Source organism: Paenibacillus sp. R14(2021) (assembly GCF_019431355.1).
Lineage (GTDB): Bacteria > Bacillota > Bacilli > Paenibacillales > Paenibacillaceae > Paenibacillus_Z.
This window is the reverse complement of sequence record NZ_CP080269.1, coordinates 4,599,029-4,621,863: the sequence shown is the minus strand read 5'-3', so window position 1 is coordinate 4,621,863 and position 22,835 is coordinate 4,599,029. Positions and strand designations below refer to the sequence as shown.

The 22,835-nt window shown below is 51.6% G+C and carries 17 protein-coding genes and 1 tRNA gene; 3 read left to right on the top strand and 15 right to left on the bottom strand.

Going from position 1 to position 22,835, the window contains the following annotated elements:
* Positions 1-68 precede the first annotated feature (68 nt).
* The 6 genes from KXU80_RS21565 to KXU80_RS21540 all read right to left on the bottom strand — a co-directional run bounded on the left by KXU80_RS21565 (position 69) and on the right by KXU80_RS21540 (position 8,483).
* Positions 69-2,705 carry a GH116 family glycosyl-hydrolase gene (locus KXU80_RS21565; protein WP_219835193.1) on the bottom strand — a complete coding sequence of 879 codons (2,637 nt, stop codon included), beginning with the start codon at positions 2,703-2,705 and terminating at the stop codon, positions 69-71.
* A gap of 195 nt (positions 2,706-2,900) precedes the next feature.
* On the bottom strand, positions 2,901-3,293 hold the full coding sequence (locus KXU80_RS21560) for a hypothetical protein (RefSeq protein WP_219835192.1): 393 nt from the start codon (positions 3,291-3,293) through the stop codon (positions 2,901-2,903).
* A 475-nt stretch (positions 3,294-3,768) separates the two neighbouring features.
* A complete protein-coding gene (locus tag KXU80_RS21555) occupies positions 3,769-5,181 on the bottom strand; it encodes a glycoside hydrolase family 32 protein (protein WP_258171093.1) in 1,413 nt (470 codons plus the stop codon).
* Between the two features lie 140 nt (positions 5,182-5,321).
* Positions 5,322-6,164 (bottom strand): carbohydrate ABC transporter permease, encoded by an 843-nt coding sequence (locus tag KXU80_RS21550; RefSeq protein ID WP_219835190.1) that lies wholly within the window; start codon positions 6,162-6,164, stop codon positions 5,322-5,324.
* Entirely contained in the window at positions 6,164-7,048 is an 885-nt protein-coding gene (locus tag KXU80_RS21545) for a carbohydrate ABC transporter permease (protein WP_219835188.1), read from the bottom strand. Before KXU80_RS21545 ends, KXU80_RS21550 begins: the two co-directional genes overlap by 1 nt.
* Before the next feature lie 112 nt (positions 7,049-7,160).
* Positions 7,161-8,483 (bottom strand): ABC transporter substrate-binding protein, encoded by a 1,323-nt coding sequence (locus KXU80_RS21540; RefSeq protein WP_219835187.1) that lies wholly within the window; start codon positions 8,481-8,483, stop codon positions 7,161-7,163.
* A gap of 393 nt (positions 8,484-8,876) precedes the next feature.
* Here KXU80_RS21540 and KXU80_RS21535 point away from each other — a divergent pair, with 393 nt between their 5' ends.
* Positions 8,877-9,863, top strand: coding sequence for a LacI family DNA-binding transcriptional regulator (locus tag KXU80_RS21535; RefSeq protein WP_219835186.1), 987 nt, complete (start codon positions 8,877-8,879; stop codon positions 9,861-9,863).
* Positions 9,864-10,311: 448 nt separating this feature from the next.
* On the opposite strand, the gene KXU80_RS21530 is transcribed toward KXU80_RS21535, so the two are convergent.
* Positions 10,312-10,386 (bottom strand) — tRNA-Thr (locus KXU80_RS21530).
* Between the two features lie 80 nt (positions 10,387-10,466).
* Complete coding sequence (locus tag KXU80_RS21525; RefSeq protein WP_219835185.1) at positions 10,467-12,035, bottom strand: sensor histidine kinase; 1,569 nt, start codon at positions 12,033-12,035, stop codon at positions 10,467-10,469.
* 247 nt (positions 12,036-12,282) lie between these two features.
* Between KXU80_RS21525 and KXU80_RS21520 the strand changes: the two genes are divergently transcribed.
* Positions 12,283-12,501 (top strand): hypothetical protein, encoded by a 219-nt coding sequence (locus KXU80_RS21520; protein ID WP_219835184.1) that lies wholly within the window; start codon positions 12,283-12,285, stop codon positions 12,499-12,501.
* Between the two features lie 116 nt (positions 12,502-12,617).
* On the opposite strand, the gene KXU80_RS21515 is transcribed toward KXU80_RS21520, so the two are convergent.
* From KXU80_RS21515 to KXU80_RS21500, 4 genes are all read right to left on the bottom strand, one after another.
* Positions 12,618-14,015: a putative bifunctional diguanylate cyclase/phosphodiesterase gene (locus tag KXU80_RS21515; RefSeq protein WP_219835182.1), complete on the bottom strand. Its 1,398-nt coding sequence runs from the start codon at positions 14,013-14,015 to the stop codon at positions 12,618-12,620.
* A 181-nt stretch (positions 14,016-14,196) separates the two neighbouring features.
* Positions 14,197-14,913, bottom strand: a complete 717-nt coding sequence (locus tag KXU80_RS21510; protein WP_219835181.1) for a response regulator transcription factor — start codon at positions 14,911-14,913, stop codon at positions 14,197-14,199.
* Between the two features lie 131 nt (positions 14,914-15,044).
* Complete coding sequence (locus tag KXU80_RS21505) at positions 15,045-18,935, bottom strand: response regulator (protein ID WP_219835179.1); 3,891 nt, start codon at positions 18,933-18,935, stop codon at positions 15,045-15,047.
* A 174-nt stretch (positions 18,936-19,109) separates the two neighbouring features.
* A complete protein-coding gene (locus KXU80_RS21500; protein WP_258171092.1) occupies positions 19,110-19,442 on the bottom strand; it encodes a hypothetical protein in 333 nt (110 codons plus the stop codon).
* Positions 19,443-19,624: 182 nt separating this feature from the next.
* Between KXU80_RS21500 and KXU80_RS21495 the strand changes: the two genes are divergently transcribed.
* Positions 19,625-20,509, top strand: a complete 885-nt coding sequence (locus KXU80_RS21495) for a helix-turn-helix domain-containing protein (RefSeq protein WP_219835178.1) — start codon at positions 19,625-19,627, stop codon at positions 20,507-20,509.
* 350 nt (positions 20,510-20,859) lie between these two features.
* Here the strand turns inward: KXU80_RS21495 and KXU80_RS21490 are convergent, their stop codons facing one another.
* The 3 genes from KXU80_RS21490 to KXU80_RS28160 all read right to left on the bottom strand — a co-directional run bounded on the left by KXU80_RS21490 (position 20,860) and on the right by KXU80_RS28160 (position 22,735).
* Positions 20,860-22,308, bottom strand: coding sequence for an HD-GYP domain-containing protein (locus KXU80_RS21490; RefSeq protein WP_219835177.1), 1,449 nt, complete (start codon positions 22,306-22,308; stop codon positions 20,860-20,862).
* A gap of 201 nt (positions 22,309-22,509) precedes the next feature.
* Positions 22,510-22,602, bottom strand: coding sequence for a cupredoxin domain-containing protein (locus KXU80_RS28165; RefSeq protein ID WP_258171483.1), 93 nt, complete (start codon positions 22,600-22,602; stop codon positions 22,510-22,512).
* Positions 22,565-22,735 (bottom strand): hypothetical protein, encoded by a 171-nt coding sequence (locus tag KXU80_RS28160; protein WP_258171501.1) that lies wholly within the window; start codon positions 22,733-22,735, stop codon positions 22,565-22,567. The genes KXU80_RS28165 and KXU80_RS28160 overlap by 38 nt, the downstream gene beginning before the upstream one ends.
* Between the last annotated feature and the right edge of the window lie 100 nt (positions 22,736-22,835).

Genomic DNA, 22,835 nt, shown 5'->3' with positions numbered 1-22,835 from the left:
TCGCAATTGGTGCCCGAGGAACGATGCGGTCTTCTCTTCATTGCAGCCATCTTTCGCTTCCCTATGCCTTATACCTCGTACCAAGTCAATTCTTGATCCTTTGTCAGCACAAGCGGAGATGCAAACGCAAGTCCGCAGATCGCCGGTTCCGCCAAATCCGCTGCCATCAGATCCACCTTCATTCCCTCGGCGGCAGCATGAACGGTTGACAGGCGCCATGTCTCCGGCAGACCAAGCCTCTTCAGCGTCAAGCTTCCGCCGATCACGCGAAGCACCCCCTGCGCAGCCGTCAGCTCGAAGGTCCCCCATGCCCCGTCAATCGACCAGAATGTTCGGAATCCTCCCTCCGGCATCGTAACCGGCCGGAATCCGATCTCGCCCTTCGTCATATCGAACGAGAATCCGCTGTAGGCGAGCAGCAGTGAATAGCTTGCCATAGACCTCGCATAGTTGCTGCCGCACTCCACCTCGTTCCAAGGATTTCGTTTCTCGCCGTCATAACGGTCTCGAATCGCCCTTACGATCTGAAGCCCTTCCTCCAGCATGCCTTCCTGAATCATGTGGCAGGCCGCTTGATATTCGAAGCCGGTCATCGTCTCGGACGCATAAGTCAGCGGGACGGCCGGCCGTAAGCTCCCCTCCGGCCAAGAGCAGATGACAAGCCCGCCCTCGTCATTCAAGGCGAATAACCGCCAAGCATTTGCCTCGTCGCGCATGTGCGCTTTGAAGTTACTGACGTATAGCTCGCGAAGCGCGTGTCTCGCCTGCTCCGGATCGAAGATTTCACCCAGTCCGCACAGATTGGCGTGCCACTGCGCGACAAGCTGATCGATGCCGCAGCCCTCGCCGATCTGATATTTGATCTCTCCCGCCTCGTCATTCCAGTAGGCGGAGACCGCATTATCTCCGAATAGCGATCCGCCTGTATCGAATTGCTCCAGCAGGCTTCGATCCGTTAGATCGATGCTTTGTATGTAATAACGTCCGTTGTACAGATGGGTATCCGTCCATGCCTTGCCTCTGCGGAACAGCTCGCCGTACTCGGCGGACAACGCTTCTTCTCCAAGATAGGCAGCGATCTCGGATGCGGCCTTCAGCGCAGCCAAATAGAAGCCGGTCAACCAAGCGTTCGGACCGAACAGCTCCATATCGAGCGTATGATGCTGCCGGCCTTCAATCACCCCGTCCCGATCGGCGTCCCATTTGTCGGGGTTGCTCTCGCTCCAAGCATATTCGATGGATTGGCGGATAGCCGGCCAGTTCTTCCGCAGCCAAACGTCGTCGCCGGATATTTTCCAATCCCGATACGCCTTGATCACGCCGCCCATCTGACCGTCCACGCAGGCGCGGAAAGGACCAGGGTCCCTGCCGAGCGGCAGCATTAACCGAAACGCCATGCTTCCGTCCGCGCGGGCATTGTACTTGAAATCCAGGTCGCGCATGGATCGCTCCAGCGCCGGGAAGAGAAACGGCATCGCGTACGCATAGTTCCATACATGCGTGCAGGACCCCTCGCAGGAGCCGACATCCTCGATGCAGCCTTCGAATCCGTAGAAGGAACCGTCGGTCAAACGCAGCGAGGTCGGCGATTTCAGGACGGACAAGTTCGCGGAGACCGCTTCCAATACTTCTTCCGGGAGAGTCGAGCCGAACAACGCCTCATGAAATTTCTCCGTCTCCGCCAGCAGCCGGTCCCACTGCGACAAGGCATAGGAAGCCACGGCAGCGGAATCGACAAATTGCCCTGCATAATAATTACGCCATATCGTCCTGCCTTCCGGCTCCGGGTTCCAGCTGTTGTAGACGTTCGGATAATGCCAGCCCAGCACGAAACGAACACGTTCCGATGCGCCGGGCGCGAGTGTAATTCGTACAGCCAGTGTTCCGTTATCCTTATGTCTCGGGTGATGCGCCTGCTCCGAAGCATACGTCCGGTTCCGGAACGGCCCTGCTTCGGTAAAATCGCGCCAGTACATTTCCAAGTTGTCGCACCAGCCGCCTCGGTACCAAAATTCCTGATAGCTGACGCCCTCGCCTGCATCCGTGGCAATCGAGATGTCGCCGTAGGAAGGGTCGTCCGCTTGATGCGCCTCCGATCCGAGCTTAAGCGTATGCAGACCCGCTTCGTCCTTGGCATAGCGGTTAACGATGCGCTGCCCCGCCTTGGGGTTAGACGCGGTTAACGCGGCCGTATACGTCACCGGGTACGCTAGCGGATTATCGAACCGCACCTCGAACAGCGCGCAGGGAAGGCTGGAATCCGCGTCATTCAGCGGGATAAAGGGATTAAACGCCTGCAATCGCACCGTCCCGGGGAAATTCGTATCCTCGAACGTCATTTTCGCCAGCGGAAATTCGCCCTGGAACGTATGTCCTCTGAAATGCGGCATCCCCGCCATCGTATTATTCTCCGGTCCGTAGCCGTAGCCGCTGTGAAGCGGGCCCCCCCGAAGAGGCTGCCCCATATAAGGCGACGGAAAGTCCCCATTCAGCACCCTGGCATCCAGTAATCGGCCGTCAGCCTCGGCCTTGACGGCAAAATGGCTGTAGCCGTTGAAGCTGCGCTTGTTCGGCGCATTGAAGATTTCCCAATCCACCAGCCGGCCGTTGCCCGCAAGACCGATACTGCCCGTACCAATGCCGCCTAGCGGAAACGAAATCTCTCTCGTTTGATTGCCCGCATACGTTCGCCATGTTCTGCTCATGTTCATCGCTCCTCTTTATCCTTTGACCGCCCCGGCCGTTAAGCTGCTCGTCATTTGCTCCGTAAACAAAGCGTAAAAGAGAACAGACGGAATGGCAATAAGTTTCATCTTTCGGACCATCTCCGAAAACAAAACGGGCTGCCCCCGCAGTAGCGAGGACAGCCGCAGCCGAACCGGTTCGTCAAAAGAAAGAAGTTACACGTTGCTGCAGTTACCCATGGATACGCAAATATCGAAGGATATGCGGACACTGCAGCAGTCACCGAATACGCAGGCAATACGGACGCAGGCGAAACGACCTTGATGGAAGAAGCAAACCACATTACAGTTGTTTCCAATCAAATCTTCGATGACTTTACGATTTCTGCAGCGAATCGCACGTACAAGCTTGGCAGCGGCTTCCGGGTTTTTCAATTGACAGAACAAATCACTCAGATCTGCACCTGCTTCTTGAATTCCTTCAACGGCACCATCTCTGCGGTGGCAGCAGCTGCTGCTGCTGCTGCTGCTGCGGACTTGATTCGACACCCGGACATTGCTGCTGCGAACAGTTTTCTTGACGTTTTTCACTTTCATTTTAACTGACAACTAAATTCCTCCTTTTAACGAGCTACAATAATCTATGAGGGGAATGACGGTTTGGTATAAGACAACTTTCCCCTGTCAAACGCACAATCTGAAGCGCAGCAAGGCTTTGCGGCATGTGCCTTGGCTGTTACGAGCCGACGAAGGCTTCATTGATTGAGAGATTGGCAGGGCAATCGTATAGAGGTTCTGAGATGGCGGGACGTGGGCAGAGACGGTTGGCGGGATAAATAGCAGCTGGAGATACCGGAGGGCTTCCGCCGATGGCGGGGAGGGCTTGCTTCGGCTTTTATGACCATTATCGGGAGGTGGGAGACGCTTACCTGCGAGCAACAAAAAAACGCAATCTCCGAAATCTCGGAAACCGCGCCGTTGTTGAATTTGAACGTGCTGATGAAGGGAATTGCCCCGCCTACGCATTACGAGTGCGTTACACGCAATTGCTGTAAGTTCTACCCATGCATTCCACTTAGCAGTGTTATTGAATATCCCATTTCCTTAACGATACGACGCGATTTTTGCCCTCTGAGAAGAGAATAATCCCTCGCGATTCTTGATCAGGATAAATACGTGCCGTCATAACCGTTTCCCCGTTGCCTGCAAACACTTCAATCGACGATTTATCTACGAATATCCTCAAGGCCAATTTACCGTCCATTAGAGGCACGGCTGCCTTCCGTTCTCCTCCTGGCCCTATCCCCGAATGATTGCGGTCCAGACTTAAAAGACCCTCAGCGGTTTGATAGGTCAATACGGTCTCTTGACCCGTTGCTTCATTGACACGCAGCTTCAGTCCGAACGTCTTCGTCTGACCGGCCTCAAACTCCACCTCAAGCTCATAGCAGTCTCCTATTGTGTCTACCGTCTGTTTGCCACTAAACGCAACATCCGTGATTTCGAACACATTACAGCGGGAAGCTTCAATCTCTTCAATCGGTCTAAATAAGATTCGGTCGCCATCCAGCACCATTTCACGCGGAAGACTCATGGCCCCTGCCCAGTGATGGCCGTCTTGTGTCGGCATATCGCTTTCCCACATATCCATCCAGCCGATCACAATTCTTCGGCCCTTGCTGTCGATCGTGGACTGCGGCGCGTAAAAATCAAAACCATGATCAACTTGCGCGAAGCGTTCAGTCGTAAAGGTTCCCGCCTTAGAATCAAATTTGCCGACCATATACATCGTGGAATGGAGGTTCGTATACTCGTTTCCCTGCGCAGGCATTCGCTGAGGCGAAAACATGAGCACGTCCTTATCTCCTAAATGAAACAAATCGGGACACTCCCAGTTATCGCCGAATGTCCCGTCACTCTTGGCGAGGATGTTCACGAATGTCCACTGCTTCAGGTCATCTGATCGGTATAGAAGAATAAGTCCATTGCCCTGCGTGTCGTTTGAACCAAGCACGACATAATATTGGCCATCATGATGAAATACCTTGGGATCCCGAAAATCACGTTGGCTAACCCCGCTTGGAATGAGATCGTATCCGATGACCGGGTTGTTTACGTACTTCTTGAACGTTTGGCCGTCCTTAGAATAAGCAAGACCTTGGGCTTGTTTATAATCCATCGTGTTATCAGGACCCGTAACCACATGTCCGGTATACATTAATACGAGTTCTCCATCTACAACAATGGCGCTTCCCGAGAAGCAGCCCCCTGCATCGAACTCTTCGTCTGGGGCCAGAGCGATCGGCAGATATTCCCAGTGAATGAGGTCGCGGCTGACAGCATGTCCCCAGTGCATCGGTCCCCATACCGGCTTATACGGGTAATGTTGGTAAAACAAATGGTACTCCCCATTAATGTGCACAAAACCATTCGGATCGTTCATCCAGCCATACTCCGGCGTTAAATGATATGTTAACCGGTAGTCCGGCTTAACCAAATGCTTATTCTCCTGAATGAATGCATTCGCTCGTTCTACTGAATACGCCGTTTGCGTGTCAATAAGTCATCAACCCTTAATTTATATTGAAGAACCTTCCGTGCTGTTACTATTGTCCCGAGTAATGGCTCTATTCTTTTCTATTTAACCGCGCCTTGGGTGACCCCTTGCAAAATAAAGCGCTGCGCAAAAAGATAAATAACCAGAATTGGCAGCGTAACCAGCAATACAGCCGGTAAAAACTTCTCGTAGTCAGAGGAGTAGGTTCCATTAAACACCGATATCGACAAAGGCAGCGTCAAGCTGTCCGTGCCGGCATTTTGAAGAACCAGGATCGGCAATAAAAAATCATTCCAAATCCAAAGCATGTTCAGTATTCCAATTGTGACCGTGGTCGGTGTCAAAATAGGCAGGACGATTTTAAAAAAGGTTTGCCGGCTGTTGCAGCCGTCAATGCGCGCAGCCTCTTCCAGTTCGGTTGGAATGCTTTTCACAAATCCATGATAAATAAACACGGCAAGCGAGCTGCCAAAACCAAGATACAAGAACACAAGGGTAGTCAAGGGATTCGATTGAATCCAGCCTAAATATTGACCGTAAATGGATACCATCGGGATCATGATCGCCTGAAAAGGAATTATCATCGCCGCAACCATGGTAAAAAAGAAGGTATTGTTAAACTTGGTTTTATTTCGAACGATATAATGGGCGGTCATGGATGAGAAGAGCGAAATGAGAACCACGCCTGAAACCGTAAGGAAGAACGTATTTCGTAAGCTGGAAAAATAGTGCATCTCGGTTATGACGCTTCTCAGCGTATCCCAGTGAACTGCCGTCGGCAGCGATAAAGGCGAATCAATAATTTGCGCATTGGTCTTGAATGCATTCAAAAAGAGCAGTACAAAGGGGAAAACAAACATAACCAAGCAGACAATGAGGATCAAATAGATGAACCCTCTTGATAACGGCATGCGTTTGGTCATTATGATTCCACCTCCAGCTTCTTGCTGAAATACACCTGAAGAACCGTAACGACAGCCACGATAAAGAATAAAATAAACGCTTCGGTTTGTCCAAGTCCATAATCATAGCTTCTAAACGCTTTGTTGTAGACATGCATGGAACCCATTGTGGTACTGCCGAAGGGGCCGCCCTGCGTCAAGGAGTAATTAAGGTCGTACACCATAAATGTTCCTTTAAGCGTGAGAAATACGGTTACAATGAATGACGGCACCATGAGCGGAAGAACCATCTTGGTTAACCTCGTCCATGCCCCGGCGCCATCTATTCTCGACGCCTCCATAATATCCTTGGGGACACTCATAAGCCCCGCAACGAAAATAACCATCATATAACCTGCATACTGCCACACGGAAACAAGGACGATCGCCCAGAAGGCCATTTTCTCATCACCCAGCCAGGACGTGGAGAGAAAGGGAATTCCCAATTTTTCTCCGGCACGAACAAAAATGTTATTGAAGATGAATATCCAAATAAACCCAAGGACCAAGCCGCCAATCAGGTTGGGCGTGAAGAAAGCAGTTCGGAAGAGATTCTGCCCCTTGAGTCCGAACGTCAGCAGGTAGGCTAGCAAGAAAGCAACAATATTGACAAGCAAAACTGTGACAATGACATATTTCAGGGTAAGCCCCATAGCCATCCAAAATTCCTTGTCCACAAATGCCGTTGCGTAGTTACTGAAACCGACAAAAGGCATTTCCTTCGATATCCCGTCCCATTGGAAAAGGGTTAAATAGATTCCATACAAGAATGGAATCACAATTACAGCAAGAAAAGCCACAAGCGTGGGCCCTGTAAAAAAGAGCTGGTTTCCAAGACGCCTCGCTGCATTCTTCTCCGAAATCATTCGCATTCCCTCCAAAAAGCTTCATTCAAATCCTAATGCTGTTCCTAAAAAGTCAATGTCGATGGACGAAAGCACAATCGCAACCCTCATCCATCGACATCAAGGGAAAGTCTTACTTCAAATGTTTCCAATAATTCTCAACGTCATTTGCCAATGCTGCCTTGTCTTCTTTACCGACCAAATATTTCTGCATGGAGGTTCCAAGAACCTTCCAATGGTCGCCAGGCACGTAGTTGCCCCCGAATGGAATCGCGTTTCCGGCGTTGTTGTATGCTTTGATTGCCTTGGGCAAAGAATCTTTAGGCTCAAGCGTAATGTTCTTAAATGCAGGAATGACGCCGGCTTTGTTGACCAGGAAATCTTGGCCGGCTGGATCATAGACAAGCCACTCTAAAAATTTCTTAGCTGCTGCTTGCTGTTGTTCCGTGCTTTTGTCTTTGTCAATAAAGATTTGTTTCGTTGCACCGATTGCAATGGAGTGATTGTTTTTATCGTTGGCGTCGTTGCTGACCGGTACCGGAATGAAGCCAAACTCAGTCGTTTGGTTCGATTTTTGAATTTCAGGCATCATCCAATTACCGTTAAACGTAATGCCGGCTTCTCCTTTCGCAACCGCTGCTGCAGAGGCTTCGTACGTTACAGTCATTGGACTTTTACTTCCCATGTTATATTTCTTCATTACATCAAAGGTATCCATCAGTCCATTGAATTGCGCATTGTCCTTCAGCTTAACCGTTCCTGCCTTCAAGCCGTCGAGGAACGTCACCACGTCTGTTCCTGACTGCGTGGCGTAAGCAATCGGCAAGAAATGATTGCCGAGGGACCAATCCATGCTTCCGATAATAAGCGGAGCCGCACCGCTCGATTGAATTTTTTGGAACAATTCCTCAAGCGCTTTCGTTGAGGATACGGTCTTGGGATCAAATATACCGCCGACTGCTTTATCCAGAACAGCCTTGTTGTAAATGAAGCCATAGCCTTCGATCGCAAAAGGAAATGCCAAGGTCTTGCCGTCGATTTGGTTCGGTTGTGCCAGATCGGCAACCCATTTCTCATTCGATAAATCAACAGCACGGTCTTTAAACTTCACGATGTCGCCGGCATCCATCATATTAAGCGTAGCCGGCGTTCCTGCAGCATACAAGGTGGATACTTTCTCGAAAGGAGACTGCGAGCCGCCCGTCACAAGTACCTCAATTGATATGGTTGGGTTGGCTTTCGTAAATGCATCTGCAGCGGCAACAAGTTGGGGTTGAATTTCACTCTTGGAGTTTACCATGGTAATCTTGATTTTTTCCGATCCGGAAGTATTACCTGAAGCTGCCCCGTTATTAACCTTATTGTCGTTTCCCTCATCATTGCTCTTACCGCAGGCTGTAACAACTAATGTAAGTACAAGGAAAAGCATGAATATCGCAAAACCGAACTTTTTCATTTTAACGTTCCCCCGTTAATGTGTATTAAGTAAGCGATTCATTTCTTTAGATAACGAATTCACATCAGGATGTGAATGCTTGATGCTTGGATATTCGAGAAGTCTCTCACCTCCTTAACATTGCGTTCCTAAAAAAATTAATACATGAAACGTTTTGGTTTTAATGAACATGGATCAGCGAAGGTTGTGATAATCCTTTGACATATAATGAAAACGCTTTATTAATTTGTGGCATTCCTATCTTACATGTCAAACGATCGTCATGTCAATCGTTTGACATAAACCTTTTTTCAAACTATAATAAATTCATTTTCTGCTTTCGGGATTTTAAAAATGCTTGTAATACGTTATCTTAGTAGCAGTATTAACTATTTGAAATGAGGAAATTATCCGATGGCTACCATACATGACGTAGCGGAAATAGCTGGAGTTTCTGTTACGACCGTTTCTCGTGTCCTAAACAATCGAGGGTATATCAGTGATAAGACCCGAAAAAAAGTGTTCGAAACCATGCAGGCGCTAAATTACCATCCCAATGAGATCGCTCGATCGTTATTAAGAAAACAATCCAATCTCATCGGACTTATTATTCCGAACGTCTCCCATCCATTTTTCAGTGAGTTCACTTTACATCTTGAAACTTATGCGTATCAGAACGGATTTAAGCTGTTGCTTTGCAATTCGCTATCAGAACCTGATAAAGAAAAAGATTACATCGAAATGATGCGTAAGAACAGGGTAGCTGGCATCATCATGGGAAGCCATACGCTAGATGTAAGCGAGTATCTTAACCTTAACTACCCGATCGTCACGTTAGATCGAAAAATCGCCGACAGCATCCCTTACTTATCTTCTGACAATTACGCCGGCGGGCAAGCAGCTACGCAGCTTTTAATCGACTGCGGCTGTAAGAAGATAGCCAATATTTGCGGCAATCTTTCCTTGCCCCAACTGGCCAATGAAAGAACGTCCGCCTTCAGAGACATCGCAACTTCTAACGGAATAGAATATGTTATCATGGATACCGAGACAAATGTATTTGAATACGGCCAATATGAGACCCTTGTTCGTAAGCTTTTCGATGAGCATCCTGACGTCGATGGTATCTTTGCAACAAGCGATGTTATGGCTTCCTACGTCATCAAAGTCGCTCGATCTCTAAATCGCCAGATTCCGAACGATCTGAAAGTGATCGGTTACGATGACACCCAATTCGCAACCTGGACCGCCCCTTCCATCACATCGATCAAACAGCCGATCGAAGAACTTAGCAATCTCGCATTCGACATTATTTACAAACAAATTAACGAAGAAGCCATAGAGATGCACAATGTACTTCCCATCACGCTAGTCGAAAGAGAAACAACCTCGTTGCTGTAACGATTCAAACCAGCATAAAATTAGTAGTATACGTGCCCAAGTGTTCACCAAAGTTTTCATGCTCGAAATCATAGGACCGAAGAACCGGCTTTGTTTTAGATACCCTCTAATGTGACATATATCTAGTTTTAAGAGAGATGAGAAGCAGAAGGGCTTCGGCCAGAGCATTCCTAAACCGCGTTTTGTAATTGATCCCATTATTTTTTCGTTTAAAACTGCAACTAAGTAAAGTTGAGGCGTAACTCAAGACCTGATTCGCTCCATTAAAATAAGCCCTGGCGATTAATCGCTAGGGCTTATTTTATACAAAAGGCTTGAAAACCAATGACGGCAACGCAATCATCGAATTAGAGTTACCCGCGTCTGATGCGTACCACAGCTGAAAGGTAGATGAAATAAAAAAACGCGATCCCCGAAGTCTCGGAAACCGCGCCGTTATTGGATTAGATGGTGCTGGTGAAGGGAATTGAACCCCCGGCCTACGCATTACGAGTGCGTTGCTCTACCCCTGAGCTACACCAGCAGCTTGCTGCTTCAGTCGCCGAAGCGACTTTTATAATATACTGCATCTGCTGCTCAGAGTCAATGGTAATTTACCGAATTTCATTTGTTCGACATGTCCCCCTGCTGCTCCCGAGTCTCGGTGCCCGCCGGAGTCACAGCGGCTGCCGCTGCCATAGGCGCGGCGGCGGGAAGCCGCAGTGTAAACTTGCTGCCCTCGCTCTTCTGGCTCTCAAGCGAGAGCGTGCCCCCGAGCAGCCGAGTCAGTGACAGACTGATCGAGAGGCCGAGACCCGTGCCCCCGTAGTTGCGGTTAATGGAGCCGTCCTCCTGCCGGAAGGCTTCGAAGATCAGCCGCTGCTTATCCGGTTCGATACCGATTCCCGTATCCATGACTGTGAAGGCCACCCGCTGCGGCGAAACCATTCGAACGGCCGGACGAGCCCACGCGACAGGATTCCAATTGCGCAGCCGCCGCTTCTTCAGCGCGGACGGCTCGATCGGCAAGCCGCCCTCCACCTTCACCTGAAGACGGACACCCCCCGTTTCCGTGAATTTAAAGGCATTCACGAGCAAATTGCGCAGAATCTGATTCACGCGCAGCGCATCCGTATGAATGGCCTCGGGAACCTGTGGGGCTATTTCCACGTCGAACTTCAAATTTTTCTGCCCGGCCACCGGCAGAAACTGCTGATACAGCGTCTGTACCAGCTCATGCGTGGAGTGCGGCTCAATACAGACATCCATTTTGCCGGCTTCGACTTTGGACAGATCCAGAATATCGTTAATGAGCTGCAGCAGGTCGTTGCCAGCGCCGTAGATCAGCTCCGCATAATGCAGATCCTCCGAACCGCCGCGATCCTCTTCATTCTCCTTCAAGAGCTGCGACAGCAGAATGATGCTGTTCAGCGGGGTTTTCAGCTCATGCGACATATTTGCCAGAAACTCCGACTTATACTTGTTCGCGAGCATCAGCTCATGCGCCTTCTCTTCCACGTCGCGCTTCGCTTCCCGCAGCTCCCGGGTCTGCCGACGCAGCAGCATGTTCATTTTGCGCAGTTCATCCACCCGCTGCTGTTCTTTCTGAAAATCGCGGATGATGAAGACGATTAAGCCGCTAAGCAGCAGACGAAGCGGCAGCGCGTAGACACCGATTTTCATCCAGAAATCCGCCAACGGCATATTCGGTACAATCGCCACGACCAGCGTTGCATTGAGGGCAAAGACGGCGTTGATAATCATCACCGTTATGATGCTCTTCGCGTAAAATCGCCACGGTTTCCAGCGCAGCCACGCGCTGAGCCACGCGCTGACGAGGCCAAGCACGGTCATGTTGATGAAAGCGCCGATCGAAGCTTCGTCCACGCCCATAAACAGCCGTCCAAGGCCAATCCCGAAGCCGACGATCGCAATTGCCGGCGGCACCGGAAATACAAGCACGGCAACGATCAAGGGCAGAAACCGCAGGTCGAGCACAAGCAGTCCGTCGACACGAAGGCCGAAGGCCATCGCCAACCATCCCCCAATAATGAGCACGGCAGTGGTCAAGCCGTACTTCACGCGCACGGAAGCATATTGAAACAGATATCGGTAGCCCAGATCGAACATATAGGCCAGCGCGATCAGTAAACTAATATTTGCGAACAATGATTTGGCAAATGCGAATGTCAACGTGAAATCCTCCTGCCTTCTATCTCCGGGTCATTACCCTGATTAATGCCATTTGAAGCATTGGCGGATAAATCCATTTCCCCTGCACATAATACGTGTACCCCAAAATCAGACCCACCCGAAACCAGGTTTATCCAGATGTTAGAAAAGGGTAAGCAAACCAAACAACTGGCTCATGTTCATTTTATAAGGGACTAAAAAATATCCTATACAATGGCATTATTAAAGAAACGGAGGTGTCTTGCAAATGACAAAAGTCATTACCTTCAAAAATCGTTCCGTCCCTGTTTATTATCCTTCTGAACAGCTCTCTTACATGGAGCTGCTGCACAATAAATTGCTGGAGATGGAATACAATTTTGATTTCCGCAAGAAGTGGAAGCGTATAAAATCCGTTGAAATGATTCGCGATGTGGCGATTCTTCAATACAGCGATGGTACCAAGCTTTACTTGGAAGTGTGCTGATGAATTGACCGCTCCTCCTGCCGCATGATTGCAGAAAGGCAGCCTATACGTAAGGCGAACCGGCTGAATGCCCAGCTCGCCTGACGTATAGGCTGCCTTTTTCCTTGTACCTCGTACTAGTGCTGCAGAACTGCCGGCCGCTCATGCTCCGCTATCTGGAAGCATCCGTGCTTGGCTTGGAGCAGCTGTACGTGCAGCTCCTCCTCCGGCAGCGGGCTTGCCAGCAGATAGCCTTGGAAGAAGTCGCATTTCCACTCGCGAAGAAGCTGGAACTGCTCGCTTGTCTCGACGCCTTCCGCAACGACCTCGATACCCAGCTCGTGCACGAGCGAGATCATCGTCTTGACGATAGCATGCTCCGCCCTCTCCTCGCCGATATGCCGAATGAAGGACCGGTCAAGCTTCAGCGTATGCAGCGGCAGCTTGCATAGATAGGTCAGTGAAGCATAGCCGACGCCAAAATCATCGAGTGCCAATCTCACGCCCATTTCCCTCAGCTGGTTCAATGCGGCTTCAATATGGCCGTTTCCGTCACCGTCGATCATCATGCTCTCCGTGATCTCAAGCTCGAGCGATTCCGGCTTGGTTCCAGTCTGCGCCAATATGCCGCGAAGCTTATCCGTGAAGTTCGGCAGCTGAATTTGGAGCGGAGACAAATTGACGGACATGATCAGCTGATGTAGCCCTTTGCTCTTCGCGCGATTCAGCATCCGGCAGACTTCTCCGATCACCCAATAGCCGATCTCGACGATTAGCCCGCTCTGCTCAGCAAGCGGAATAAACTCCGAAGGAGGCACATCCCCAAGCTTCGTATGCCGCCAGCGCAGCAGTGCCTCGAACCCTCTAAGCTCGCCAGTTACCTGATAGAGCGGCTGGTAACGAAGCGACAGCTCGCTCCTGGCGAGTGCGCTGCGCAGGGCGCCACGGAGCTCGGCGACGCGATTGACCTGCGCAGCGCCGATTATGGTGTACCGCACGATCCGATTGCCTCCGGCTGCCTTGGCCTGCTGCAGCGCCGTATCCGCATGACGGACAATGAGCTCTGCCGTGCTGCCATCCTCGGGAAAACAGCTTGCCCCGATGCTGCAGAACGGATGCAAGAATTCTCCCCTCACCTTGAGCGGCTGCTCGACCGCGCCTTTCATCTCTTCAATGGACGCGTCGGCGTTCTGCCCTGCCTCCTCGCTGCGGATCATGCGGAACATGAGGAACGTGTTGCTGCTGAGACGAAAGACATTGTAGGACCATTGACTCATTCCACGCAGCCGATCTGCCATCCTGCGAAGTGTCTCGTCTCCGAAGGCAGTACCTTTTGCCTCGTTTATCATATAGAATCGGTCCAGATCCACCAGCGTGACCAGCACGTCCATCCCGCCGTGCTTCGCGAGCAAGATTGCCCTTGCAAGCATAGCAAAAGCTGCCCTGCGGCCAGGCAGCCCTGTAAGGGAATCCAATAATTCAACCGAAGTCACACCTCTTCGATGACTGTGCTCTTGTCCTAAACTAAGCTGCACTTCTCTCATACATCCTCCGATCAATGTCTTATGGACTACGGACTTCCGACCCCTTCTTCTAGGTAAATTTTCACACAAATGTATTAGGAAAGAAGCAGGGATGTATGAGCTGTCTGTTAGATTATACAGAAAAGCCCTTTATCGCAGGCAGCTGCTGCGGTAAAGGGCCCTTCGGTATGAATCAATTCACAGCTTCGACATCCGTTACGTATTTGTAGCCGACGCCCCATACGGTGCGAATGTAATGCGGTTCCTTCGGGTTCTTCTCCACCTTGCGGCGCAGATTGACGATATGTACGTCGATGGCACGATCCGTAACGAAGGAATCGAATCCCCGAATGGCATTAATCAAATCCTCGCGGCTGAACACTTTGCCGGGATGGGTCAGAAACAGCTTCATTAATTCGAATTCGGAGAACGTGGTTTCGACGAAATTGCCTCTCACAAGAAGCAGTCGCCGCTCGGCATCCAGCCGAATTGCCATTTCGGATTGCTCCGGGACTTCCTCGTGCTGGCCTCTTGCCGCTGGCTGCATGAGACGGGCTCTGCGTATCAGAGCTCCTACGCGGGCGCTGAGCTCATGCATGCTGAAAGGCTTGCATAAATAATCATCTGCACCTGCACGCAGAGCCTGCACGCGTTCGGATACTTCCGATTTCATGGACACGATCATAATCGGCACAGAGGAATGCTGTCGCATTCGGATGCAAAGCTCTGTTCCATCCCAGTCAGGAAGCATGAGATCCAGTAAAACGACATCCGGCGCAAACTGCTCCAGCAGCCGCAGCCCTTGCTCGCCATTCTCAGCCTGTTTGATTTCATAGCCCTCTTCAGACATGTACATGGACAGCATATCGCTCATCATCACATCATCTTCGATAACTAGTATCTTGTACATGAATACTTCACCTCGTGAAGGAATTCGCATTTTAACGCAGAACGCAGTCCAAACGACTATGCGTATAAAATCATCTTACTAACTAATATACAATAGGAAGATGAACCCAACAATAGATTGTTAGAAAATTGTTAGGAATCGGTGTCGAACCCTGGTATATCTGTCATTAATCTGAAGAGCAGCTTCTGGAGGATCTCATTCACTTCCGCTGCCGCTGCATAGAGCGCCCCATCCGGCTGCTCGTGTTCGGGCTCCTTTAGGATCCGTTCCAGTATTTGCGCGGACTTGGAGAGCTCAGAAGCCGATAAATTACCAGCTACGCCCTTCAGCGTGTGCGCCATTCTGCGAGCCCCCGGATAGTCGCCGGCAGCCAGCGCTTCCTTCAATCGATCGTCGAAACTTCTGTAATCTCTTACAAATAACTTCAGCATATGTGTCAAAATATCGCGCTTGCCGCTCACCCGCTGCAGCGCTTCTTCGAGGTTCAGGCCGGGGATGCCCCGCGCCAGCCATTCTTCATCCACGACCTGCACCGGCACGTAAACGGAGCTCGGCGCCTCGCGTTCCTTCGGCTTGCTCTTCGGCGTCTCTCCCCGCAGCTCCCTGCCGTACCGCAGCCATTTGTAGATGGCCTGCTGCAGCAACTCCGGCGCTACGGGCTTGGTCAACACATCGTTCATGCCAAGCTGCATGTAACGGTCATGATCTTCCTGCATAATATTGGCCGTCAGCGCGATGATCGGAAGCCGGTCATACTTGGACTCGAGCCGAATGATGCGGGCTGCTTCGTCCCCGTCCATCTCCGGCATGTGAATGTCCATCAGAATTAGGTCGTAGCGCCTTGTCGTCAGCATACGAAGCACCTCAACGCCGCTCTCAGCTACATCCACGGTAAAGCCCCATTCCCGCAGCTGCTCCACGGCGACGACTTGATTAATTCCGTTGTCCTCCGCAAGCAGAATCGTGCCCGTCGGACGGATCGTTTGCTCCGCTGCCGCAGCCGCTTCCGCGTGCGCCGCCGCTTCCCGCTCCGTGCGGTCAAACAGTGTCAGCAGCGATTGGTACAAGCTGATGCGCGTTGCGGGCTTGACCAGAATCGTGTCAGGGCGATTCTCCTGCGGCAGCTTCAGCAGTTCTTCCCGGCCGAAGGCAGTTGTCAGCGCGATGGTTTTCACGCCGGCTTCCTTGGCCGCAGCGTGCATATCCTGCCAGGTCTCCTCGCCGTACATATCCGGCATCTCGAAATCCAGCAGCAAAGCAAACGGCCGGACGCCGATGCCCGATCGAATCAGCCGCTCATGGGCGGTCTTCCAGGATTGGAGCGGAATCGGCATCAGCCCGCTCTCTTCAATGGACGTGCATAGCCGCCGGCTCATGTAAGGATGATCCTCCACGACCCATACGGCGCAATCCCCCTCCAAGCTGACCGTAAACCGCCCTTCTCGCGGCGGTTCCGCAATCGGAAGCTCCAGCGTAAACGCAAACTCGCTTCCCCGGCCGATTTCGCTCTTCACTTGGATCGTGCCGCCCATGAGCTCAACCAGGCTCTTGACGATGACAAGGCCGAGGCCTGTCCCGCCGTACTTGCGGTTTGTCGCCGCGTCAGCCTGCATGAACGGCTTGAACAGCTTACTGAGCTGATTCTCCGTCATGCCGATGCCCGTGTCCTCCACGATGAAAGCAATGCGGGCAAACCGTCCCTCAGCAGCCGCGTCGGACGGCAGCAGCTGCAGCTGCAGTCTCACATGCCCTTGATCCGTGAACTTAATGGCATTGATGCATAAGTTCAATAGGATCTGTTCGATGCGCAGCCAGTCGCCGATCAATAACGCCGGTAGATCGCTCGGCGTGTCGACCACGAATTGAAAATGCTCTTTGCCCCCGACAAATACACTTAACATCTCCGTCAGCTTATGAATCATGCTGTACGGGTCGAACGGCATTGCGTTCAGCTCGATTTTTCCGGCTTCAACCTTCGAGAAGTCCAAAATATCGTTAATGATGGCCAGCAGCGCTTCCGAGGAATCGCGTGTCTTGTGCAAATAATCGAGCTGCAGCGGCGACAATTCCGTCTTCTGCAGCAGCCCCGTCAGTCCGATGATGCCTGCCAGCGGCGTGCGGATTTCATGGCTGATCTGAGCGAGGAAGTGGCTCTTCGCGGTGTTCGCGCTTTCGGCTTCTCGCTTTGCCTGCTCCAGCTCGAACTGCGAGCGCTTCGTCTCGGATATATCTCTGGCGATGCAAGAATAGAACGTTTCGCCTGTTTCCTCGTCCCGGTGGATGACCAGAATTTTGGAAACGGGGATAAGCTCGCCCTGCAGCGTTCGCAGCAGCACTTCATTCTCCTGATAACCCGCTGCCTGCACATGCTCAATTCCGTCAAGTAGCTCGCTGATCGTTTTCATCGGCAGCTCTTTCTTATCCCGGGCGGATCCTTCGATGCCAAGCAGCGCCCGGCCGGCTGCGTTAATGTAAAGCAGCTGCCCCTGCTCATCGAAGGTGGCAATCAAGTCCTTGGCCGAGCCCATGACCTTGAGCTGCTGATTGCGCGCTTTCTCGGCCTGCTTCTGTGACGAAACATCGCGGGCGATGGAGGCGACTCCGATAAACCGCCCAGCGCGGTCACGCATGCCGTTCGCACTGTGGGCAACCGGGAATCGGGTGCCGTCCTTGCGGATATAGTGCCATTCCCGCTCGTAGGAGAAACGTTCGCTCCGCAGCAGGTCAAGCACCGTAATATCCGGCGGGATGGGCCTGCCGTAGCGCCCGCTCAGTCTCTCGGCTTCGAGCTTTATATCGGCCGGATCGATAAACGTAAGCCCCGTAGCCTTATTAATGACCTCTTCGGCGGTGTAGCCGAGCATTTTCTCCGCGGCTTTGCTGAAATAGGTGACCCGGTACTGATTGTCGAGCACGATGAAAGCAAACTGGTTCTGATTAATCATTGCATCCATCTGGCCGAACATATCGCTCAGATGTACCTGCATCTGATTAACGGACTTAGAGAGCTGAGAGATTTCATCGCCGCCCTCATCCCTCACGTTATTCACGTCGAACCGGCCTGCCGCGGCGGCTTCCGTCACGCTTAGAATCCGTTTGATCCGCCGAATCGTCTGATCGGAGAACAAGAAGAATAGAATGGTTAAGATGGCTTCGGCGATGGCAATCGAGAGGATGGAACGCCATTTGATCGCAGAGAGCGGCGCCTCGATTTCTTGCAGCGGCACGTTGAGCGCGATATGCCAGGACGTGCCCTTGACCATCGCGTAGAAGAGAATGGAGTTGCCGGAGTTGCCGCTCAGCGTGAAGCTGCCGTGATCATTCGTCAGCATGTCGAGCGAAGCCGGCTGAAAGGGCAGATTCGGAGACAGAATCGAATCCGATGGCCGAATGAAGCCATTGCCGGCAGGCGCCTCCACGATCTCCGCTTTATCGTTATACATGAATAAATAATCAGTTTTGCCGACCTGAATATCCAGATGTTCCCGATAAACCCGCTCGGCTAGCAGCGAAGCGTCGATAATGCCCACGATGGTGTTGTCGGCCCCATATACCGGCACCTGCATGACGATGATATTGACACCGTTTACCTGGCGGAGAAACGGATCCGTAATGACTACTTTGCCGTTGATGGCCGCGGGGAAGGACGGCTCGTCGAAAATATTGACGACAGCGCCGCTGCCAAGGCGCATACGGCCTTCATGATCCGCAAATCCAAGCGTTTGAAACGGCGAGGCAGTCCGCCTCGTTTCATTCGCGAAGTACGTCTGGCGCACGATATCGGAGCCGAGGCGCACTTGATCGGTACGGCTCATAACTTCTACCTCGGCGCGCCGTGTGTCGATCCATGATCCCAGATTATTCGCCGTGTTCTGCACCTTCGAGCCGGCTTTCTCGATAAGCGCTTCCATTATGGTTTGCTTTGCCGCCGAGTAGTTGCCGTATCCGACAATCGACAGCACGCCGGAGGTAACAAAAAGGATAAGAACGAGCACCTTCGTCCGCAATGAAAAATGACCCAAACACAGCCCTCCTGTATGGCTAATGGCAAGATACTGCCTGCATCGCCGCACTCGCAGCGCCGCAAGCCGCCTCCTTCTATTTGCAGGTCGTGCAATGGATCCGGTGCACGCGCCTATAAATGAGATCAAGGATATATTGCCCTATTATACCTTGGGAAGGAAATGCTTTCATAGTTAAGAGTTTGGCAATTGCTCCGGCTTATTTTGCATCATCTGCATTCTGTGTATGTAATAGTGTTTCGAGCAAAAGCCTTTGCTGATCGATGTTTTGCCGCAGTTGATCCACTTGCAGTCTGACGGCCCCGAAGACTGGCGAACCTTCGTAATTTCCGGGCTCCCGTGCCTGCGCCAACGCTGGTGGTGCATCGAACACATCTTCTTCGCTTTCACCGGTTTTCCACATTCATAAACAGTACAATTTCCCATGCAAAATTTCCCCTCCGGTGTTTGATTCACATGATGTAATAATGTATTATTATGAGCTAAAAATTTTACTTTGGAAAGCATGAAAAGTATGTCTCCTATGTGAAGGCCATATGTTCAGCTCTCGTATCCGGCAATTGTAAAACGCTAAAAAATTAAACATTAATAAAAATTCATCATTACTTATATATATACCAGTTGAAAAGTAGATTCCGCCCTCTTATACTGTTCTATAACCAGCTTGTTCAGATTGTGAGGGGTTGCAAGTGATATTAACTACCGCCGTCTTTCAAAGCTTAAAAACACCGCTGGCCGTCGTCATCGGCCAAGGAGATCAATTCCATTTCAATTTGGCGAATAAAGCCTTCTCCGCGTTGGTCGATTGTCCGGAAGAAGTGCTTGAAGGATTGCACCCGGGCAGGCTGTTCGCGGAATGGAACAGCAGTACGCTGCAATCGTCAACGCACCACGAAACATCCCTGCTGCAGTGCAGAAGCGACGAAGAATCACCGCGCCTGCTGCTATCCTGGCAAGTGCTTGAGAACACCGTCGAACCCGCCTATCTGCTTACCGCGGAAGACATAAGCGCCAAATCGTGGATTGATTTGATGAGCGAAACCCACAAAGTGCTGCAATCCGGTATCTTGAATGACAAATTTGTCGTCGAACGCTACTTTCAATACTATCCTTCTCCCTTGTTCGATCGGCTGTTTGTTGAAGAGGAATCCCTCAGCAGCTTCTTCGAGGAGTACGAGCGTGAACGGATCTTAGCGATGATGGAACAATCGATTCGTCACCGACGCACCAACACGATCATTGTTCAGACCAAACGGTTAGCGGACTCCGCCAAGCTTGAGCTCCACATCACGTACCGTCCTTTCTTCAACGGCGACGGCAGTCTCAAACAGATGGGCTTCATCGTTACCAACATCCAGTCCATTACTGAATCCGCAGTTGTCGATTCCTCTGTCACCCTGAAAGTGCTCATGGCGAGGAATTATATCTCGGCCCAGGAGCTTGCATCCACGACCGGCATTTCACTTCAAACCATCTCGAAACTGCGTAATGGCAAGATCGGGAGGCCTCAGCGGCAAACCGCACTTCAGATCGCTAAAGCACTAAAGGTTTTGCCCCAGGATATTTGGCCCTAGGCAGCAGTGGGGGGGACAGTCGCAGCGCAAATACGAAACCGCTTCATGGCAGGATCGGAAGGCCTTAGTGACGATTGGGACTTCAAAGCAATAAAGCGTTAACGATTTCCCGCGGGAATTTATTCACGGAAAGCAGGAGGACATACGCCGCTTGCTGCAGCAGCCGCAGCCCAAAAACGAAACTGTGCAATGGCAGGATCGGAAGGTCTCAGTGACGAATGAGACTTCAGGGCGGCAGAGCGTTAACGGTTTCCCGCGGGAATTTGTTTGCGGGCAAGAGGACAATCGCCGATTGCTGCAGCGGGTGCAGCGAAAAAAACCGCGGGGATCTTTGTCCCTCGCGGTTTTTTCTATTGTGCAGCTTTATGAACAAGCCGGATCGTGCGGTCGCTTGCGGCGATTTCCCGGAGAAATTCCGCATCGGTTGAGGACAAACGCTGCCAAGCTTTGACACAGGAGGGGCAGAAGTGAACGCCGCTGCCTTCGGTAATAATTTGCATGGCGTCCTCGTGCGACATCGCCTGCCGGTACGAACGCGATGACGTCAGTGCATCATAGACGTCGGCGACGGCGGTAATCCGCGCCAGCAGCGGAATGCTTTCACCGCTCAGACGGTCGGGATAGCCGGTCCCGTCCCATTTCTCATGATGGGAACGGATGACGGACAGCTCGTCGTTAAGAAAGCCCAACTGCTTGCAGATATCATAACCGGATACCGGGTGCCGTTCAATTATCAATCGCTCTTCCTGTGTAAGCTTCCCGGCCTTATTCAAGATGGCATCCGGCACCTTCAGCTTGCCGACGTCATGGACGACACCGCCCTGCGCGATCGCGCGCAGCTCGTCCTTGGCCAGCTCCATCTCCTCTCCAAGCCGAAGCGCGTAGAGGGCAACACGGTTGTTATGGCCGGCTGTGTAGGCATCGCGCGCCTCCGTTGCCATAATTAGCGCCCGTACGCTCGGCGTCTTGCAGGCTTCAAGCCAGGCCCTCGGGTCTGATTGGAACAACACGCGGAGCGAAGAACTGAACGAGCCTTGCGAGAAGTACTGCTGCAGCAGTCCGACGAGCATAACCAGCATGGAGCCGAGAAGCAGCAGGTGGTACAGCCACCAGCTGAGCTTCCAGGTGGAGCCCGCGATTACGATATATTGCGCCGCGATCAGAAGGCTTACGCTGTAGACGATTGCCTTCTGCAGCGGGAATCCAGCATGCACATACGATTGCCAGTACCTGTACATTGTCCATAAGCAGGCAGCTATCGTAATTGCAGCCGCAATCCACTTGTAAGGATCGCTGTTCAGCGGCATCATCTCCATGTCATGCGGCATCCGGAACGTGTAGAGGCCGATCAGTCCAAGCAGCACGAGCCAGATCGGGATAAGCCATTCCCGCCATCTGGACAATCGCCGGATGAGCCAATGATCCGATGAGGTTGCCGATAAGCAAAGCCAGAGCGAGGTAAGAAGAAGACTGAGCTGGGCGAACATTGCAGGTAAATCACCCCCGTGAATGACGAATCCCGGCGTCGTTAGGCCGTGCAGCAGAAATATACCTGCCAGCGACAAGTACGCCAGCGACATGAATGCCACCTTGATGTTGCGAAGCCGATGGCCGGTAATGCCCACGGCAATTGCCACAATTGTCGCGAGCGCAGCTACGATTGTCACGAAGAAGAAATGGCCCTCAGGTGCGCGAATCGTAATATCTGCATGTCGTTCAAACCGCAGACATTCGAATAGAATAACCGGAACAAGGACTGCTAGTAGAGGCCCAATGGCAGCTTTGCGTTGTACCTGCATGTTCCAAACTCATCTCCTTACACTTTCTTTCATTCGTTCCCTTGCGGGCATCAAATCGTCCTGGACATCCCGCCGGTTTGCAAAGGTAAAATTATTGGCATTGTGATGGGGAATGTGATAATGAAACGGCCATCTGCCGGGATTCCAAGCTACGAACTGCACATTTATGATCTGAAACGTATAGTCCATCGAATAGCTCGGCTAAATCAGCGGAGAAGACTCAATGCCGGGAACGCCGTCCTTCGCGTTCGGCACGTCAAGTCCATGCCAATGGACGCACGCCGCATCCGGCAACTGGTTCAAGACGGAAATGAATGAACCGTCCCGGCAGCAGCTCCTGCCGCACAGGCGATGCAGCCAGCTCAAACCAATTCATGCCATCCCTGTGCCGATACGGCGGCAGCGGCACATCCGGCGATTCCACCATCCTAAATCTCCCCCATGTCTGAAACAAGGAAATGTATGCATGGAAGTATTCGAAAATGTCTGACAAAGGCGAATATATTCCTTCTTCCAGAATATCGGTT